This is a genomic window from Streptomyces sp. NPDC048353, assembly GCF_055587165.1.
This window is the reverse complement of the sequence record NZ_JBVJGU010000003.1, coordinates 333,431-351,393: the sequence shown is the minus strand read 5'-3', so window position 1 is coordinate 351,393 and position 17,963 is coordinate 333,431. Positions and strand designations below refer to the sequence as shown.

Annotated in this window: 12 protein-coding genes; 11 read left to right on the top strand and 1 reads right to left on the bottom strand. The window is 68.6% G+C overall.

The features are described from left to right. Positions 1-15: 15 nt before the first annotated feature. From ACZ6RC_RS11955 to ACZ6RC_RS11910, 10 genes are all read left to right on the top strand, one after another. The gene (locus ACZ6RC_RS11955) at positions 16-273 is read left to right on the top strand and encodes a gas vesicle protein GvpG (protein ID WP_391134852.1); all 258 of its coding nucleotides are present in this window, start codon (positions 16-18) and stop codon (positions 271-273) included. Between the two features lie 337 nt (positions 274-610). After that, positions 611-1,066, top strand: a complete 456-nt coding sequence (locus ACZ6RC_RS11950) for a gas vesicle protein (RefSeq protein WP_469581447.1) — start codon at positions 611-613, stop codon at positions 1,064-1,066. Further along, positions 1,063-2,115 (top strand): GvpL/GvpF family gas vesicle protein, encoded by a 1,053-nt coding sequence (locus ACZ6RC_RS11945; RefSeq protein ID WP_469581444.1) that lies wholly within the window; start codon positions 1,063-1,065, stop codon positions 2,113-2,115. The genes ACZ6RC_RS11950 and ACZ6RC_RS11945 overlap by 4 nt, the downstream gene beginning before the upstream one ends. Beyond that, positions 2,112-2,384 (top strand): gas vesicle protein, encoded by a 273-nt coding sequence (locus tag ACZ6RC_RS11940; RefSeq protein ID WP_391134842.1) that lies wholly within the window; start codon positions 2,112-2,114, stop codon positions 2,382-2,384. Before ACZ6RC_RS11945 ends, ACZ6RC_RS11940 begins: the two co-directional genes overlap by 4 nt. Further along, positions 2,381-2,671 carry a gas vesicle protein K gene (locus ACZ6RC_RS11935; protein WP_391134839.1) on the top strand — a complete coding sequence of 97 codons (291 nt, stop codon included), beginning with the start codon at positions 2,381-2,383 and terminating at the stop codon, positions 2,669-2,671. Before ACZ6RC_RS11940 ends, ACZ6RC_RS11935 begins: the two co-directional genes overlap by 4 nt. 64 nt (positions 2,672-2,735) lie before the next feature. Then, a complete protein-coding gene (locus ACZ6RC_RS11930; protein ID WP_453611206.1) occupies positions 2,736-3,149 on the top strand; it encodes a hypothetical protein in 414 nt (137 codons plus the stop codon). Between the two features lie 150 nt (positions 3,150-3,299). After that, positions 3,300-3,914, top strand: a complete 615-nt coding sequence (locus ACZ6RC_RS11925; protein WP_391134833.1) for a flavodoxin family protein — start codon at positions 3,300-3,302, stop codon at positions 3,912-3,914. Positions 3,915-3,974: 60 nt separating this feature from the next. Beyond that, a complete protein-coding gene (locus tag ACZ6RC_RS11920) occupies positions 3,975-4,160 on the top strand; it encodes a hypothetical protein (RefSeq protein ID WP_391134829.1) in 186 nt (61 codons plus the stop codon). 165 nt (positions 4,161-4,325) lie between these two features. Beyond that, on the top strand, positions 4,326-4,481 hold the full coding sequence (locus ACZ6RC_RS11915; protein WP_391134826.1) for a DUF6131 family protein: 156 nt from the start codon (positions 4,326-4,328) through the stop codon (positions 4,479-4,481). 130 nt (positions 4,482-4,611) lie between these two features. Further along, a complete protein-coding gene (locus ACZ6RC_RS11910; protein ID WP_469581437.1) occupies positions 4,612-6,225 on the top strand; it encodes a phospholipase D family protein in 1,614 nt (537 codons plus the stop codon). Between the two features lie 108 nt (positions 6,226-6,333). Here ACZ6RC_RS11910 and ACZ6RC_RS11905 read toward each other — a convergent pair whose 3' ends face one another. Further along, entirely contained in the window at positions 6,334-9,462 is a 3,129-nt protein-coding gene (locus ACZ6RC_RS11905; protein ID WP_469581434.1) for a hypothetical protein, read from the bottom strand. Positions 9,463-10,055: 593 nt separating this feature from the next. Here ACZ6RC_RS11905 and ACZ6RC_RS11900 point away from each other — a divergent pair. Further along, the gene (locus ACZ6RC_RS11900) at positions 10,056-17,948 is read left to right on the top strand and encodes a polymorphic toxin-type HINT domain-containing protein (protein ID WP_469581431.1); all 7,893 of its coding nucleotides are present in this window, start codon (positions 10,056-10,058) and stop codon (positions 17,946-17,948) included. Positions 17,949-17,963 lie beyond the last annotated feature (15 nt).

The following is a 17,963-nucleotide window of genomic DNA, read 5'->3' as shown; positions in this document are numbered from 1 at the left end:
AGGGAGGCACCCACCATGGGGCTCATCACCGGTGTACTGACCTTCCCGATGGCCCCCCTGCGCGGTACGGCCTGGGTGCTCGACCAGGTGGTGCTCGCCGCCGAGCGGGAGTACTACGACCCCGAGCCCGTGCGCAGGCAGCTCGCCGCACTCGCGGACGAGCTGACCGAAGGCCGCATCGACGCGGAGGAGTTCGACCGGCGGGAGGACGAACTGCTGGACCACCTCGAGGCGATCGAGGAGTACCGGCAGCGCCGGGGGAGCGGCTCATGACCCCTGAGGGCCATGTGACCGCGGCTCCGGCGAGCGGGTCCCGGCGGGGCCGAGCGGAGACGGGCGCGCCCACGAGCGGCGCGCCCGGCTCGGCCCCGCCCCCTCCCGAAGGGCCTCGGGGGTGCGGACCGGCGCGGTGGGTGTGACGTACGACGCTCGCGCGGAGGCATAGGACGCTCGTGCGGAGGTAGACGACCTCGCGAAGGAAGACCACCCCGACGAGAAGCCACCGCGACGACAAGCCACCACGACGACGAGCCCGTCCGCCGTTCCCACGCGCCGGGCGCCCGTCCGCAGCCGACCGAGAGCCCGAGCACCGAACGACAGGGGCGACACCGTGTCCGAATCATTCGCAGGCCGTCTGCCGGCCCCACCGCGCACCTCACCGGTCCACGGTTCGCAGGGCTCGTCCGCGAACCTCGCGGACATCCTGGAGCGGGTGCTCGACAAGGGCATCGTCATCGCGGGCGACATCAAGATCAACCTCCTCGACATCGAGCTCCTGACGATCAAGCTCCGTCTGCTCGTCGCCTCGGTCGACAAGGCGAAGGAGATGGGCATCGACTGGTGGGAGCACGACCCCTCCCTCTCCTCCCGGGCCCGCCCGGCGCAGCCGATCGAGAGCCCTCAGGGGGCGGCCGGGCAGCGGGATCCGCTGGCCGAGGAGAACGAGCGCCTCCGCGCGGAACTGGCCCGGCTGCGGGCGACGGCGATCGCACCGGCCCCGGACGCGGACGCGCCGGAGACGGCCCCCGCCGGCGGCGCGGTCCGGAACGAGGAGAACGAACGGTGAGCACCCGAGAGCAGACCCGGGAGCAGACCGGGGAGACGGCGGAACGCCCCCTCGCCGGCCCCACGGCCCCCGCCCCCGGCCATGACACCGCCACCGCCACCGCCACCGCCACCGGTCTGGGCATCGGCATCGCGCCGGAGGACCGGACCGGGCTCGCGCCGACCGCCTCCGCAGGCCCCGCGACCGGCGTCACCGCCCGCGCCGAGGCCGGTGCGGAGCTGACGTACGTCTACGCCGTCGGCCGCGACGACGGGGGACTGCGCCGTACCGCCGCCGGGATGACCGGCGTCGACGGACACGCCCTCCGGCTGACCGGCGTCGACGGGCTCGTCGCCCTCGTGTCGACCGTGCCCGCCGACGTCTTCGGCGAACAGGCGCTCCGCGCCCAACTGGAGGACCTGGCGAGGCTGGAGGCGATCGCCCGCGCGCACCACGCCGTGGTCGTCGCCGCGTTCGCCGAGACCGTCGTCCTGCCCCTGCGCCTCGCGACGGTCTACCGCGACGAAAGCCGCGTGGTCGCCATGCTCACCGAGGAGCGGCACCGGTTCACGGACCTCCTCGCCGGCCTCGACGGGCACGTCGAGCTGGGTGTGAAGATCTACGCGGACCCCGACGCGGTACCGGCCCCCGCCGAGCCCCCCGCGCCCGAGGCCGCCGCCGGCTCCGCGAGCCCGGGACGCGCGTACCTGGCCCAGCGCCGGGCGCGGCGGCGCACCACCCAGGACCTGTACCGCGCCGCCGGCGACGTCGCGGCGGAAGCGGCGCACCTGGCCGAAGGGCTGGCCCGCGCCAGGGCCGTCCACCGCCCCCAGCAGGGGGAGTTGTCCCGGCACCGCGGCGAGAACCTCTCCAACGAGGCGTATCTGGTGCCGGTGGAGAGCGTGGACCGGTTCCGGGAGTACGTCGGCGGCCTGGACGGTCGCACTCCCGGCGTCCACGTCGAGGTGACCGGCCCCTGGGCCCCGTACTCGTTCGCGACACCGGACGGCGTCGGCGGGGACGCGTCGGACGGTGCCGGGCCGGGGGAGGACGAGGGTGCGCCGCGATGAGCACCCCGTACGCCGACGACCGGTTCCACGACCTCGGCCGGGTGCGCTCCGACGGACGCCTCCTGGACACCGAGCCCGTGGCCGGGCCGCCGGTCGCCCTCATCGACCTGCTGGACCGCCTCCTGACCGGCGGGGCGGTCCTGACCGGGGACCTCGTCCTGTCCATCGCCGACGTCGACCTGGTCCACATCAACCTTCGTGCGGTCATCCGCTCGATCACCGGTGAGGAACCGGCGCCGGAACTCTACGGAAGGGGGTCCCCGCAGTGAACGAGACGGCCCGCAGGCTGGCCACCGACCCGGACACGGTCGAACGGGACCTGATGAAACTCGTCCTGACCATCGTCGAGTTGCTGCGTCAGCTGATGGAAAGGACGGCGGTCCACCGGGTCGACCAGGGCGACCTCAGTGAGGACCAGGAAGAACGCATCGGAATGACGTTGATGATTCTTCACGAACGCATGGAAGAGCTGTGCGAGCGGTACGGCCTTTCCATGGACGATCTCAATCTGGATCTGGGCCCGTTGGGCTCACTGCTTCCCCGTGACGGGAACTGACCCGCACGGTTTCCGTCCCTACACAGACCGTTTCATACGCGGTTGAACGGCAAGGAGGAATACCATGACTGCTGAAAGCGACAACGCCAGGAATTCCAGCACCGCCCAGGCCAAGAAGACTGCGGCCAAGCGGACCGAGACGAAGGCCTCCGGCGCGGCCGCCAAGGCCGGTTCGGCGGCACGGGACGCCGAGAAGTCCACGACGACGAGCGTGCGGTCGGCGGGAGACGCCACCAAGCGTGTCGGCCGTGCCGCGGCGAGCGGCCTCCAGAGCGGCCAGCAGGCCGTGACCGCCAACGCCGCCAAGGCGGCCACCGTGGCCACGACGGCCTGGACGGTCGTCAAGCAGCGCAAGGCCATCGCGGCCGGCGCGGCGGCGGGAGTCGCCGGTGTGGCCGGCGCCGCCTTCGCGATAGGCCGCTCCACGGCCAAGCCGGCGGTCGGCCCGCTGACGCGGCTCGCCCGCGGCCGCATCTGACGCCCCGGCCCGGACCCGGACCCCCGGCCCGGACACCGGCGCCCACGCCCCGCCCCCTCCCCCGGGGGCGGGGCGTCCGGCGTGTGTCAGATGACGCAATATGCCGCTTGGGATGACATAGGGGACCTGTTGTCGGGTAGCGGGGGACTCATGGACACCACACCACTGCGCGCCGTCGCCCTCGTCTGCAGCCTCTCGCCGTCGCCCGCCCCCTCCAGCTCCCAGCTGCTGGCCGAGCAGACCATGGCGGCCCTCGCCGACCACGGCGTCACGGGCAAGACGATCCGCATCGCCGACCGCAACGTCCTTCCCGGCATCGGGACCGACATGGGGCAGGGAGACGACTGGCCCGAGATCCGGGACACCATTCTCGGAGCGGACATCCTGATCCTGTCCACCCCGATCTGGCTCGGACACCCCTCCAGCATCGCCCAGCGGGTACTGGAGCGCCTGAACGCGGAGATCTCGGAGACGGACGACGAGGGCCGCATGCTGACGTACGGCAAGGTCGCCGGCGTCTGCGTGGTCGGCAACGAGGACGGCGCGCACAAGGTCAGCGCCGACCTCTTCCAGGGCCTCAACGACGTCGGCTTCACCCTCGCCCCCAACGCGGTGACGTACTGGGTGGGCGAGGCGATGCAGGGCACCGACTTCCAGGACCTCGACGAGACCCCCAAGGCCACCGCCGCGACGACCGCCACCCTCGCCGCCAACACGGCCCACCTGGCCCGGCGCCTGAAGACGTCCCCGTACCCGCCGTCCTGAGCCCCACCTCGTCCGACCCGCCACGACCACGACCACGACCACGACCGAAGGAGTACGACCATGACCGAGGAGAAGCGCGGAGAGCAGCGCTCCGACACCACCCCGTCGGAAGCCGTGGGGGAGAGCGGCGACGAGGAGTCGCGCCGCGAGGCCGAGGACGCCGTCGTCGACGGCGGAGCCGCCCAGGGCACCCGGAAGGGCTCGCGTAAGGACGACGACCCGTCGCCGGAGAGCGACCAGGGCTGACGGGTCGAAGATCGGTGCGGCGGCCGCGGGCAGGCGCCCGAGCCACCCCACGTCAAATTCTCGCGCCGACCATGAATGAAATGCCCCCGACAGTGGTACTCGCACAGTGCCTTTTCACTCCGTTCTTCTCGGCGGAGTCATCCATGGAGGTGCTGGGAGGTCGTCGTGATTGTCCTCGGAGTGATCCTGCTGATCATCGGATTCGTCACCGGAATTTCGATTCTGTGGACGATAGGCCTGATCCTCGCCGTGATCGGTCTCGTCCTCTGGATAGCGGGCGCGGCCGGGCACGCGGTCGGAGGCCGGTCGCATTACTGGTGAGGCCGGTCGCCTCTCCGATGAGGAATGAGACCCGGTCATCCCGGAGCGCCGTACGAGCCGGAGGAATCCCGCCCGTGCGGCGTTCCGGGCGTTCGGGGGCGGGTAGGCGCGGGAGAGGAGGACCGATCCTGTGACACATGCCGAATGGCTTCTCGTACCCGGCGAGCGCGGCAACACCGCGAGCCGCCTCGACCGGCGCCACCCCGACGGCGCGACCTGGTCGGAAGGAAACGACGCGCGGCCCGTGGTCCACGGCGCCGCCTACTTCGCGGAACTTCTCACCGCGATTCGCGCCATGCGCGAGGGCGACCTGCTGATGTTCACCGACTGGCGCGGCGACCCCGACGAGCGGCTCGACGGCCCCGGCAGCGAGATCGGTGCGGTCCTGAGGGACGCCGCCCGCCGGGGCGTGATCGTCAAGGGGCTCCTCTGGCGCTCCCACCTGGACAATTTCCGCTTCAGCGAGGAGGAGAACCGCCACCTCGGCGAGGAGATCGAAGAGGGCGGCGGCGAGTGCCTCCTCGACATGCGGGTCCGCCCCGGCGGCTCCCACCACCAGAAGATGGTGGTGCTGCGCCACCCCGGCCGCCCCGAACGGGATGTCGCCTACATCGGCGGCATCGACCTCTGCCACAGCCGCAACGACGACGCCACCCACGAGGGCGACCCCCAGGCGCTGCCCCTCGCCGCCGCCTACGGCCCCCGCCCGCCCTGGCACGACGTCCAGCTCGCCCTGCGCGGACCGGCCGTCGGCGACATCGAGACCGTCTTCCGCGAGCGGTGGGAGGACCCGTCCCCGCTCAGCCGCAGCCCCCTCACCCGTCTGCGGGAGCTGTTGCACCGCGAGGACACCAGCGCGGACCGGCTCCCCGAGCAGACCCCCGACCCCGAGCCCCGGGGCGGACAGAGCGTCCAGGTGCTGCGGACCTACCCCAACCGCCTGCTGCGCGGCTACCCCTTCGCTCCCGACGGCGAGCGCAGCATCGCCCGCGCCTACCTCAAGGCGCTGCGCCGGGCCAGGTCGCTGATCTACCTGGAGGACCAGTACCTCTGGTCGCCCCGGGTGGTGGCCAGCTTCGCCCGCGCCCTGCGCACGAACCCGGAGCTGCGCCTCATCGGCGTCATCCCCTCGCTGCCCGACCAGGACGGCCGGATCTCCCTCCCGATGAACCTGATCGGGCGGATCACGGCCCTCGCCGAGCTGCGCCGCGCCGGAGGCGACCGCGTCGCGGTGTACGGCCTGGAGAACCACGCCGGCACCCCCGTCTACGTCCACGCCAAGGTGTGCGTGATCGACGACGTATGGGCCTCCATCGGCTCCGACAACATCAACCTCCGGTCGTGGACCCACGACTCCGAACTCAGCTGCGCCGTCGTCGACCGCACCAAGGACCCGCGCGAACCGACCGATCCGGGCGGACTCGGCGACGGCGCCCGCACGTTCGCCCGCGAACTGCGCCTGGAGCTGATGCGCGAGCACCTGGACGCCGAGCCCGCCGCCCCGGGGGAGCCGGACGAGCTGTGCGACCCCACGGCCGCCTTCCACGCCTTCGAGAAGACCGCCGCGGCGCTGGACGCCTGGCACGAGAGCGGCCGCCAGGGCCCCCGGCCGGCGGGCCGCCTGCGCCGCTACGCCCCGCCGGAGCTGCCCGCGGTACGCAAGGCCCTCACGACCCCCCTGCACCACGCCCTGGTGGACCCGGACGGACGCCCCATGCGCCTGCGGCGCCGTAACGCGTTCTGAACGGGCGCGGGTAGGACAGGCCGACCGCACGCGCCCCACAGGCCGGGAGCCCCGGACGCCGTCGAGGCGTCCGGGGCTCCCGGAATTCATGGCAGAGGGGACGGTGCGTCAGCCGAAGGCCTTCACTCCGGCCCAGTTGGCGGAGAGGACGACCTTGACGGCCCCGTTGGTGTTGGTGGTGGACGGGTAGTAGATGCGCATCTGGCCGTCGTCCTTGAAGCGGACCCACATGTCGGGGATCCGGTCTCCGTTCACGTCCGGGATGCCGACGATCGCCGAGATGTGCGCCTCGGTCCAGTTCGAGCCGTACGAGGTGTCGACGCCGCCGCGGGAGTTGGCCGCGACCATCAGCGAGTTGATGTCGACGCTGCCCGCCACGGGGCCGGGCTTGCCGTGACGGATGTAGATGGTGCCGGAGTCGAGACTGCGCCACAGCAGGTCGGGCGTGTTGTCGAGGTCGATGTCCGCGACGTTGACGATCTCGCGGCGGGCCCAGACGTCGGCGTTCATCAGGGTCGCGGTCTGGAACGTGGCGCCGGTGTAGCCGGACAGGGTCCAGAACGCCGTGCCGGCGCGCACGACCACGTCGGGGAGCTTGTCACCGGTGATGTCGCCGACTGCCTTGAACTGGATCCAGGTGGAGGGAGCGGGCGCGTTCGACGGCAGCTTGATCTCGAGGCGGTCGTCGACGTTGAACGTGCCGTAGCCGTCACCGGGGTAGAGCCAGAACCGGCCGTCCGGGGTGCGCGCGAAGAGGTCGGTCGTCCCGTCTCCGGGGTAGACGTCGTTGAACTTGCTGATCATCGCCGCCTGGCCCGTGCCGGCGTCGTACCAATGGCCCGTCGGGTGCAGCTTGTCGTCCGACGTGTACGAGCCGGCCAGGCCGGCGTACAGCTCGCCGCCCGGGCTGCCCGGGTAGGAGAAGAGGTTGCCGTTGGCGTCGATGAGCATCAGGTCCGCGATGCCGTCACCACCGACATCGCCGGGGCCGTCGGCCGTGTCACGCGGCGGGACGTAGAAGTTGTAGTCGGTGCGGGCGCTGACGTTGCCGTTCGCGTCCAGGGCGAAGACGTGCAGCCAGTTCGGGCCGGCGTGCGGCGGCTTGAGGTCGCTCTTGGTGAACGAGCCGTTGGTGGCGTTCACGTCCGTGTACGCCACGCCCTCGAAGCCGTAGCGGAACTTCGCGGCCCCGGGAGACGTGAACGTGATGTCACCGGTCTCCCCGAACTTCACCTTCGCCCAGGTCGCACCGTCGGACGTGGCCTTGGTGAACAGGTTGCTCGTGACGACGGGCTGCGGCGGGGCCGAGCCGTCGATCGTGAGGCGGCACGGCTCGGCGGTGTTCGGCGGGAAGAAGGAGGAGACCGCGCCCGCCGAGTCCTCGGCCCGCACGTCCCACGAGTACATGGTCTTGTCGTCCAGCGGGAACGTGACGGGGATCGTCACCGTCGCCGTACCACTGGAGTTCGGGGTGACCGGGTACTCGGTCGGGGTGCCGCCGGTCTTGAGGAAGCGGAAGCGCAGCTTCGACAGGTTGCCGTCGCCGTCCTTGGCGTTGGCCGACAGGGTGATGTTGGTCTTGCCGACCGTCACGCCTCCACCCGGGCCCGGCACACAGGCGCCGCCGGGCGCGGTGGTGCCGGCGGTGGGCTCGCTCGGGGGACGGTTGTAGTCGACCTCGAGGGTGGCGGAGGTGGCGCGGAACTTGCGCCAGGTCTGGGTGTCGCCCTCGCTGGTGGCGCGCATGCCCAGGGTGATGTTCGACCAGCCGTTGTTCGCCGCCGTCTGTGCGGCCGCCTTCACGTTGGCGTTGTCGAACGCCTCGTACGCGTCCGCGCAGGAGGTGGACCAGCCGTGAGCGAAGGACTTCGACTGCAGGTGGGTGGACCAGGAAGGCTGCGCGTTCCAGGTCGTACCGGTGGAGATGCCACCGGTCAGGTAGAACTGGAACTCACGGGTGGTGCAGGACCAGGAGTGGTTGTTCAGCACCTTGTAGGAGGCCCGGGTGACCGTGGCGCCCTTCATGCCGGGGTCGAAGCCCATGCGCCAGAACGAACGGCCGAGACCGCCGGTGTCGCTCTCGTAGCCCACGCGGGCGTCGGAGGTGCCGGAGGAGAAGTTCGTACCGTTCCAGAAGCTGCTGTTGGGGTACTTCTTGTAGGCGGTGGTCCACGCCTGCCAGGCGGAGTTCATCGTCGGGTCGACGAACAGCGGGAACTTCACGCCCGGCTTGGTGAACAGGCCGGTGGCGGCGACGTTCAGCGACAGACGGGCGGTGCTCGTCTTGTCCCCGTCGAGCGAGACCGGGAGCTGGGCGGAGTGGGCGCCGGGCTCGATACCGGTCAGACCGGACAGCTTGAGCACGTCGGCCGGCGTACCGGTGGCGGTGCGCGGGGCGCTCTCGGGCGCTTCCGGATCCTGGCCGCTGGAGTCCCACGCGAAGGGAGTGGGAATCGAGGCGACTTCCTTGCCGGCCTTGTCCAGGACGAGGACGCGGCCCTTGGGGGCGTCCAGCTGGAAGGTGGCCGTCTTGGACTGGAGTCCGTACGCGACCGACTTCAGCGCCTCCTGCTTGGCCGCTTCCGGAGTCTTCACGATGAGGAGCTGGGCGACACCGCCCTCCTCACGCGCGACCAGGAGCAGGTCGACGCCGGGCAGGACCTCGGAGTAGAGGGCGCGGGGGCCGTCGAGGACCGGCTCGGGCAGCGTGCCCGGCCAGGTGTAGGCGACGGTGTGGCCGGCGACGTCCATCTCGGCGAGGACGGTCTGACCGGGCTGCGGGGCGCGGGCGAAGGAACGGTCCGCACGCGACGCGTCCTTGCTGCCGCTGGAGAACCGCACGGGCACGGCGGCGTTGACCGGCGTGATGCCGAGGCCACGCGGTGCCTTCGCCGAGCGGACCAGCTTGTTGTCGATCGGGGCCCACTCGCCGTCGGCGTTCTTCGCGCGCTGCGGCGAGGCGTGCATCCGGGAGCGCATCTGCCCGTTGGGGAGCGCCCACGTCTGCTGCGTGGCGGTGGTCGCCGTGTCGACGAGCACCTGCTTCCGCGTGCGCTTGGCCTCGGCGACGGCAGCGGACTCGTCACGGGGGCCGGTCGACGCGGGCTTCGCCTCGGTGGCCTTGGTGTTGCCCTGGGCGACAGGCGGGGTCTGGGGCTGCCACCAGGGGATGAGGGCAGCGGTGAGGGCGGCCAGAACGAGGCCGAGGGTCAGGGACAGCCTGGTGCGCGTGCGCACGAAGGGGCTGAGAAATCTGGGTGGCGGCGCGGACACGCGGTCTACTCCCGTAGGTACCAGGCGGAATGGGACAGCACAGACAGCCCCGACGGCGAACCGCCGGGGCAGAAGGGCGCGCACACGATCACATGTCTGAGCAGGGGCGTCCAGACATGAGAGTTTTATTAATTCGTGACCGAGGGAGAGGTGTCGACCTCTGTGACGACCGACATCTCCACTCTTGGGGCTTTCCGCCCCAGGAAAAGGCAGGGATGGCCCTTATTACCGGATCTTTCTGAAAGATCGTAAGGTGATGTGCTCTGGTCAATTATGACCGGTGAGCCATCTCACTTCCCCCGTGACCTTGTCACCTTGTGTGATCTTGAGTTCTCCCAGGTCATGACGGACAGTGCCGACGCGCGCGTCTTGACGGACGCGCGTTCTTCGGTGTTTCCGCACCTTCTTCGTTGTCTGTTTTTTCCTGGGTGGGAGTCGACGCAATGCGTTCTTCAGGTCCACCGTCATGGCTGGGGCGGGGACGCCTAGCCGTGACGGAGTCACAAAGACGGCGCCGGCGGTTGAGCCGCACGGCGACCGTCCTTTTGTTGTCCTCGATGCTGACGGTGACGAGCCTCAGCTCGCAGGCGTTGGCGATCCCCGGCGACGGCATGAGCCGGGAAGAGCAGACGGCGCAGGTGGACCTGCCGGATCTGCCGAAGAGCACCGAGCTCGAAGGCGATGTGACGGCCGAAAAGGCGCTGACGACTTCGCCTGAGGTGCCGGTCACGCCGTATGTGCCGAAGAACGTCACCCCGTGGGTGGCCGATCTCGGCACGGCGACGCTGACGGCGACGAGCGAGCCGGGCACCACTGTCCCGGTCACCAAGAACCTGCCCGTCGCCATCGGTGTCCCCGAGGGCGGCAATGCGGCGGATCTGGCCGGTCAGTGGAGCGTCGACCTGAAGCCGGTCGAGGCGTCCCAGGACGCCGGCGTGCCCGGCATGATCATGAAGGTCACGCCTCCGGCCGGGGTCGACCCGGCCGCGCAGGTCGCGCTGAGCGTCGACACCACCGGGTTCGCCGACCTCTATGGCCCGCAGGCTGCCGAGCGTTTCGGTCTGACGCTGCTGCCGGAGTGCGTGTACTCGGATCCGACCGCGGGTGAGTGTGCCGACGACGGCACCACGACCATGGCGGGCGGCAAGGACGAGTCGACCGGTTTCGAGCGGCTGCAGTCCTCGGTGGAGGAGGTGGCGGCCAAGGACGCCCCCACCAAGACCACCGCGGCGAAGGACGCCAAGACCCGCAAGGTCCTGACCGGCACGATCCCGGTCGCGAAGCTGCTGGAAGAGGGAAGCACCGGCGCTTCGGCGCGCAAGGCGTCCTTCTCTTCGGCGGAGACGACGACCGGCGGCAACGCGGTCGGCATGATGGACACCGGTTCCTCGGTGTCCGGTGACTTCACGGCCTCGCCGCTGCTGTCGTCGGGTGCGTGGTCGGCGGGATCCTCGTCGGGTGCGTTCACGTACAACTACCAGGTGCAGGTGCCGGAGACGGCCGGCGGTCTGATGCCGAAGATCGGTCTGGGCTATTCGTCCCAGTCGGTCGACGGCCGTACGTCGGCGACGAACAACCAGGCTTCCTGGATCGGTGACGGTTGGGACTACAACGCGGGTTCCATCACCCGTACGTACGCCAACTGCCGCGAGGACTCGAAGCGTGCGGGGTCGAACAACGCGACCCACAAGACGGCGGACCAGTGCTACGGCTCGGAGAACGCCACCCTGTCGCTGGGTGGCATGACGACCGAGCTGGTGTGGGACGCCGGCAAGGGCACGTGGTTCACCGCGAATGGTGACGGTTCGAAGATCGAGCGGCTCAAGGACACGTCCAAGGACCCGCGCTCGGGGATGAAGGACGCGGACGGCGAGTACTGGGTCGTCACGACCAAGGACGGGACGAAGTACCACTTCGGTCTGAACAAGCTGCCGGGCTGGTCGGACAATGGCACCGCCGCCGACGACCCGTACACGGACTCCGTCCTCGCGGTGCCGGTGTACGGCAACCACGCGGGCGAGCCCTGCTACAAGGCCGGCGACTGGAAGAACTCCTTCTGTAACCAGGCTTGGCGCTGGAACCTCGACTACGTCGAGGACATCCACGGCAACGCCATGTCGCTGTGGTGGAAGCGCGATGTCAACTACTACGCGCGGAACTTCAACTTCAAGGCCCCGGTCGAGTACCACCGCGACGGCTACCTGACGCGGATCGACTACGGCCAGCGCAAGGACTCGATCTTCTCGGCGCCCGCGCCCGCTCGTGTGAACTTCTCCGTCGAGGAGCGCTGCTTCACCGAGGGCACGCTGACCTGTGTCGAGGAGAACTTCGCCTCGAAGGACATGGGCAAGTACCGCATCTGGTACGACACCCCGGCCGACCTCCGCTGCGCGGCGGTCACCTCGACGTACAAGCAGAAGTGCTGGAACGCCGGTCCGACGTTCTGGACGCGCAAGCGCCTGGACAAGATCACCACCTCGGCCCAGCGCCGCACGGACACCACCGCGCGTCAGGTCGTGGACGAGTACAAGCTCGACCAGAGCTTCGCCTCGCTGAAGACCGGCCCGAACACGGCCCTGTGGCTGGAGTCGGTCACCCGCACCGGCTACGCCCGCAACGGCTCCACCGACGCGAGCGTCACGTTGAACTCGGTGCGTTTCGAGTCCAACGCCGAGGACATGCCCAACCGGGTCAAGGCGTTCAACCCCAGCCGCCCCGGTTTCTCCCGCCTGCGCATCGCCCGTGTGATCAACGAGTACGGCGGCGAGACCTTCGTCACCTACAAGCCGATCGAGGGCCAGTGCGCCACCGGCTCCGGCCTGCCGACGAAGGCGGACACGACCGGTCTGAAGGCGAACAACCGCCTCTGCTACCCGTCGTACTGGAGCCCGGACCCGGAGAAGGAGGAGATCGACTGGTTCCACAAGTACGTGGTCGAGTCGATCGAAGAGCTCCCGAACGTGTCCGGCTCGTACGGCACGAAAACGTTCTATGAGTACAAGAACGCCGGCTGGAAGCTCGCCGAGCAGGAGTTCAGCAAGAAGTCCACGCGCACGTACTCCCAGTTCGCGGGCTTCGAGCAGACCGCTGTCCTGACCGGTCCGAAGCCGTCGGACGCGGACAGCGGCGAAGGCTCCACGGGCGAGAACACCCCCGGCGTCGACGCACCTCAGACGAAGGCGGTCACCCGCTACTACCGCGGCATGGGCGACACCGTCCCGGTCAAGGACGTCCACGGCGTCGAGATCGCCAAGGACAAGGAGCCGTTCGCCGGCCGGATAGCCGAAGAGCTTTCCTACACGAGCGCGGACAAGGCCGACACCGACTGGCTGACCCGCAGTTCTACCAAGCTCGAGGCCACACTGCTCGGCACCCGCGACCGCGAGGACGGCCTGACCGACCTCAAGGCCTGGCGCGTCACCGAGCCGGAAGAGATCGCGTACACGAAGTCATCCGGTACGAACGCCGACGACCCGCGTACGCAGCGCACGGTCCGGACGCTGACGACCTACGAGCCGACCTACGGTCTGCCCACGCAGGTCGAGTCCTTCGGTGACACGGGCAAGACCGGCGACGAGTCCTGCACCAGGATGGAGTACTTGCACCAGACCGACAGGAACATCATCGGTCTGTCCAAGCAGGTTCTGAACTCGCCGACGAACTGTGCAGCAGCCAACTTCGCGGACGTGTCGACGCTCAGCGGCGCCACTCGTATCGCCTACGACGGCACGGCCTACGGTACGACTCTCGCGGCATCGTCCCGAGGCTTGGCGACCGAAACCTGGTCACTGAAGGGGGACGGTTCCGGCTTCCAGACCACCGGTACCAAGGGCTTCGACGCCATCGGCCGGGTGATCAGGCAGACCGATCCGGACGGCAAGTCGTCGACCATCGCCTTTGACCCACCCACAGGTCAGGTCTTCAAGGTCACCCAGACCAACCCGCTGGGCCACACCCAGGTGCAGGAGCTGGAGCCGGGCCGCGCGACAACGCTGAAGACGATCGACCTCAACGGTCATGTGAGCGAGGCGAAGTACGATCCGCTGGGCCGCCTGGCCCAAGCATGGGCTCCAGGCCGTGCCACCACTACGGTGCCGGACTTCCGTGCCGAGTACACGATTCCGAAGCCGGTGGTGGACCCGGAGGACGCCGAGCGCGAGATCCGCAAGCCTCCCTACGTGACCACGTACGCCCGTGGGCACGAGGACCGGATCGAGACTTCGGTCACCCTCTACGACGGCCTCGGCCGTGAGCGGCAGACGCAGGAGGAGGCCACCGGCGGCCAGGGCCACCTGATCACCGACACCCTCTATAACAGTGCGGGCGAGGTCTTCCAGACAAACAACGCCTACCTCACCCAAGAAGCTAAGCCCGGCGAGCTCTTCACCCCGCTCGCCGACACTGCCATCCCCAACATCACCCGCTATACCTACGACGGCCTCGGCCGTGTGGTGACCGAGACCCCGTATATGAAGTGGGTCGACCCGAACACCACCGAGACCATCTCCAAGGCCTACCCGGAACGGGCCACCAAGTACGAGTACGGCCAGGACTGGTCCAAGGTCGTCAACCCGCAGGGTGCCTCGTCCTACCGCGTCTACACAGATGCGCTTGGACGTACGGTGCGCACGGACACTTTCAACCCGGCGGCGCCCGGCGGCTTCACCTCGACGAGCTACCAGTACGACACGCGCGGCCAGATGGTGAAGGCGACCAACTCCGCCGACCCGACTCACCCGTGGTCGTGGACGTATGACCACCGTGGCCGGATGGAGACCGCCACCGACCCCGATTCGGGGACCACGCGGACTTCCTACGATCATCGCGACCGCGTCCTGACGGTCGCCACTGCCCGCGGCGTCATCTGGAACAGCTACGACGAGTTGTCCAGGCCCAAGCAGCAGCGTGCGAACGACGCCGCCGGCACTCTGCTGGCCGACTACACCTATGACACCGCGAACGGTGGCAAGGGACAGCCCGCCACCGCCACCCGATACACCGACGGCCTGGCCTACACCCAGAAGGTCAACGGCTACACCAAGGACTACGACCCGACGTCCACGACCCTGAGCCTGCCGCAGTCGCTTGCCGACACCTGGGGCCTGGCCAAGGACTACACCTACGGATACTCCTACACGGACACGGGCCTCCTGGAGGAGGCCGCTCTGCCAGCGGTCGGCAAGCTTGAGGCCGAGAAGATGGTCGTCCGCCACGACAAGGATGGCCTTCCGCTTTCGGTTTCCGGTAAAGACTGGTACGGCGCTGAGACCGTCTACTCCCCCTATGGACAGGTGGTGCGTTCCACGCTGGGCTCGCAGCCCTACCGCGTGTGGACGCAGAATCTGTTCGACGAAGGCAGTGGCGAGCTCAAGGAGCAGACGGCCTATCGGGAACACAATCCCGGTGGCGCCGCTGGTGGCAACCTGGCCTCCAACCGCGCGTACACCTACGACCCGGCCGGAAACGTCACCTCGATCCACGAGAAGTCGACTCCGGTAGCGGAGCGTCAGTGCTTCGTATACGACCCGCTGGGTCAGCTGAAGTCGGCCTGGACCTCCAAGGACGAGACCGCCTGCAGCTCGCCGAAGAACACCGACGGCACGCTCAACGTGTCGGCAGGTGATGACGGTTCCGGCTACTGGCAGGAGTACGAGTACGACCTCCTCGGAAACCGCACCAAGCTGACCGAGAAGGACCTGACCGGTGCCACCGCCAAGGATGCGGTCACTGACTACACCTACGGCAAGGGTGCAACCAAGGAACAGCCGCACACGCTGACCAAGGTGTCGAAGAAGTACACGACCCCCGCCGGCGCGGCGGTGAAGGCCGAAGCAGCACGCCTGTACGAGCTCACCGGGGAGACCAAGTCGGTCACCTCGCTCGAGAACGGTGACAAGCAGGAGCTGACCTGGACCATCGACGGCAAGGTCGACCGGATCACCGGTCAGGGCAACGGGGGCAAGACTCCGTACGTGGGTCTCGGCCAGAAGTGCGTCGACCTCAAGTCCGGTCTCGCTGCGGCAGGCCAGCCGATTCAGCTCTATCAGTGCAACGGCACCGTGGCGCAGAACTTCAAGTTCACGCCCAAACCGGGTAGTGACAGTGCGCCGCAGACGGACCCGAACCTGGGCACCTTGTCGGTTTACGACACGTGGTGTCTGCAGCCCGCAGCGAACACCGCAGGTTCAGCGGTCCAGTTGCAGAAGTGCAACGGCACTGCCACGCAGGAACTCAAGCGGACGGCGGCCGGTCAGCTGAACCATGTCGCCTCCGGTCTGTGCCTTGCGGTCAAGGACGGCGCCAATGTCAACGCCACCGCGATCGTCCTGGCCACTTGCAACGGCACTTCGACGGCGCAGCTGTGGTCGCCGCAGAATGACACCCGTCATATCTATGGCCCGGACGGTTCACGCCTGCTGACCATCCAGGGCAAGCAGGCCACGCTCCACTTGGGCGAGGCCGAAGTGACCGTGCAGCAGGGCGGCGTCCTGATCCGCACCGAGCGCACCTACACCACCCCCGGTGGCGCGGTCATGCGCTACGCGAGTGGTACGGGCGGTGAAACACTTGTCGCCCTGGCGATGGATCACCAGGGCAGCGTCTATGTTGAGGTCGCTCTCTACAGCGGCCAGCCGGTCCGGGTCAGGAAGCAGGACCCCTTCGGCAACCAGCGTGCCGCCGACACCGTCGGCTCCAACATCCAGACCCACAAGGGTTTCCTGGGCCAGACCAGAGACGATGCCTCCGGCTACCAGCCGCTGGGCGCTCGCCTCTACGACCCGGTGGTCGGACGGTTCCTGTCCGCCGACCCCATGCTCGACCCGAACGACCCGCTGCAGTCCAACGGGTACGCCTACGCTCACAACAACCCGGTGACACATGCCGACCCGACCGGTCTGGCGATCAGCCTGACCGCGTCGGAGAAGGCAGCGGCGCTCGCCGGCGCGGGTCTGTCCGCGGCGCAGGTCGCGCAGGCGCAGTCCACCATGGGCAAGTCCCTGACCTCGGTGATTCTCGCCGTGGCCTGGGAGACGCTGAAGGACTTCATCGGCATCAACGACGCCATGGCCTGCTTCGGCGGTGACATGTGGTCGTGCGGCAGCTTGATCATCGGCGCCATCCCGTGGACCAAGCTCGGCAAGATCCCGTCCGTCCTCAAGGCCGTCAACCGCACTATCGACGCCATCCAGGCGTTCAAGGCGGCGAAGAAGGCCGCCGAAGCTGTCCTCAAGGCCGCCAAGGCGGCCGAAGAGGCAGCACTCGCGGCCAAGAAGGCGGCGATCGAGAAGGCCAAGAAGGAGGCCGCTCAGAAGGCGAAGAAGAAGGCAGCCGAAGAGGCAAAGAGAATCGCCGACCGAGCGTTGGCCCAGAAGAAGAAGACGGGCAACCCGGTCCAGAAGCGGGTTCAGGCCAAAGCGGCGCCGAAGGCCTCTTCCTCAGCTGGTAAGAGTGGCGGCAAGGGTTCCGGAGGCGGCGGCAAGACAAGCCTCAGCAAGCCTGGCGGATCTTCCGGTGGCTCCTCTCGTAACAAGGGTGGATCCAGCGGCAGCGGCGGCTCCGGAAAGGCCGAGGAAGGCGGCACCTGCAACAGCTTCGTGCCCGGCACGAAGGTGCTGATGGCCGACGGCTCGGGCAAGCCGATCGAGCAAGTGAAGACCGGCGACAAGGTCGTCTCGACGGACCCGGAGACGGGCGAGACACGTTCCGAGACGGTTACCGCTGAGATCAAGGGCGAAGGCCTCAAGCGCCTGGTCAGGGTGACGATCGACACGGACGGTGCGGCCGGCGCGAAGACGGCGCAGGTCACCGCGACCGACGGTCACCCCTTCTGGGTCCCCGAGCTGGGCAAGTGGATCACTGCCACGGACCTCGCGTCGGGCCAGTGGTTGCAGACCAGTGCCGGCACCTACGTGCAGATCACCGCGATTCAGCGGTGGACTGCACAGAAGGCAGCCGTCCACAACCTGACGGTCTCCGACCTCCACACGTACTACGTGTTGGCTGCGGCGGCCTCGGTTCTCGTCCACAACTGCAATGAGCCGCAAGCGGCGAGAGCGTCTCAGATCAACAACGCAGAGCCGAGTCAGGCGAACTTCGACATCCACACCGTCGCCGTTCTGGATGTAGAGATCCCTGGAGCGGGCGTCAGGAGACTTGTGGCCGGAAACGGCGAAGAGGGGTTGACCCCGGCGCAGATCACGGCGCTCAACGACGACGAGTTCCACATCGGTCCTGATCTTGTTCCGGGAAGCCTGCACGCCGAACAGCGCGTCATACTCGGAGCTATGGCACTGGGGGCGACTCCCGTCCAAGGCGGGGCGTCTCGCAACATCTGTCGTGCAGTGTGCGGAGTGTTGATCTTCGCGAGCGGCGGAGCACCCTTCGGCGAGGTTCGGCCGGGCAACGGCCAGACCACGCATCGCGTCCGAAGCTTCCGCTTCTTCAGTTAACGCCTCGTCTGTGAT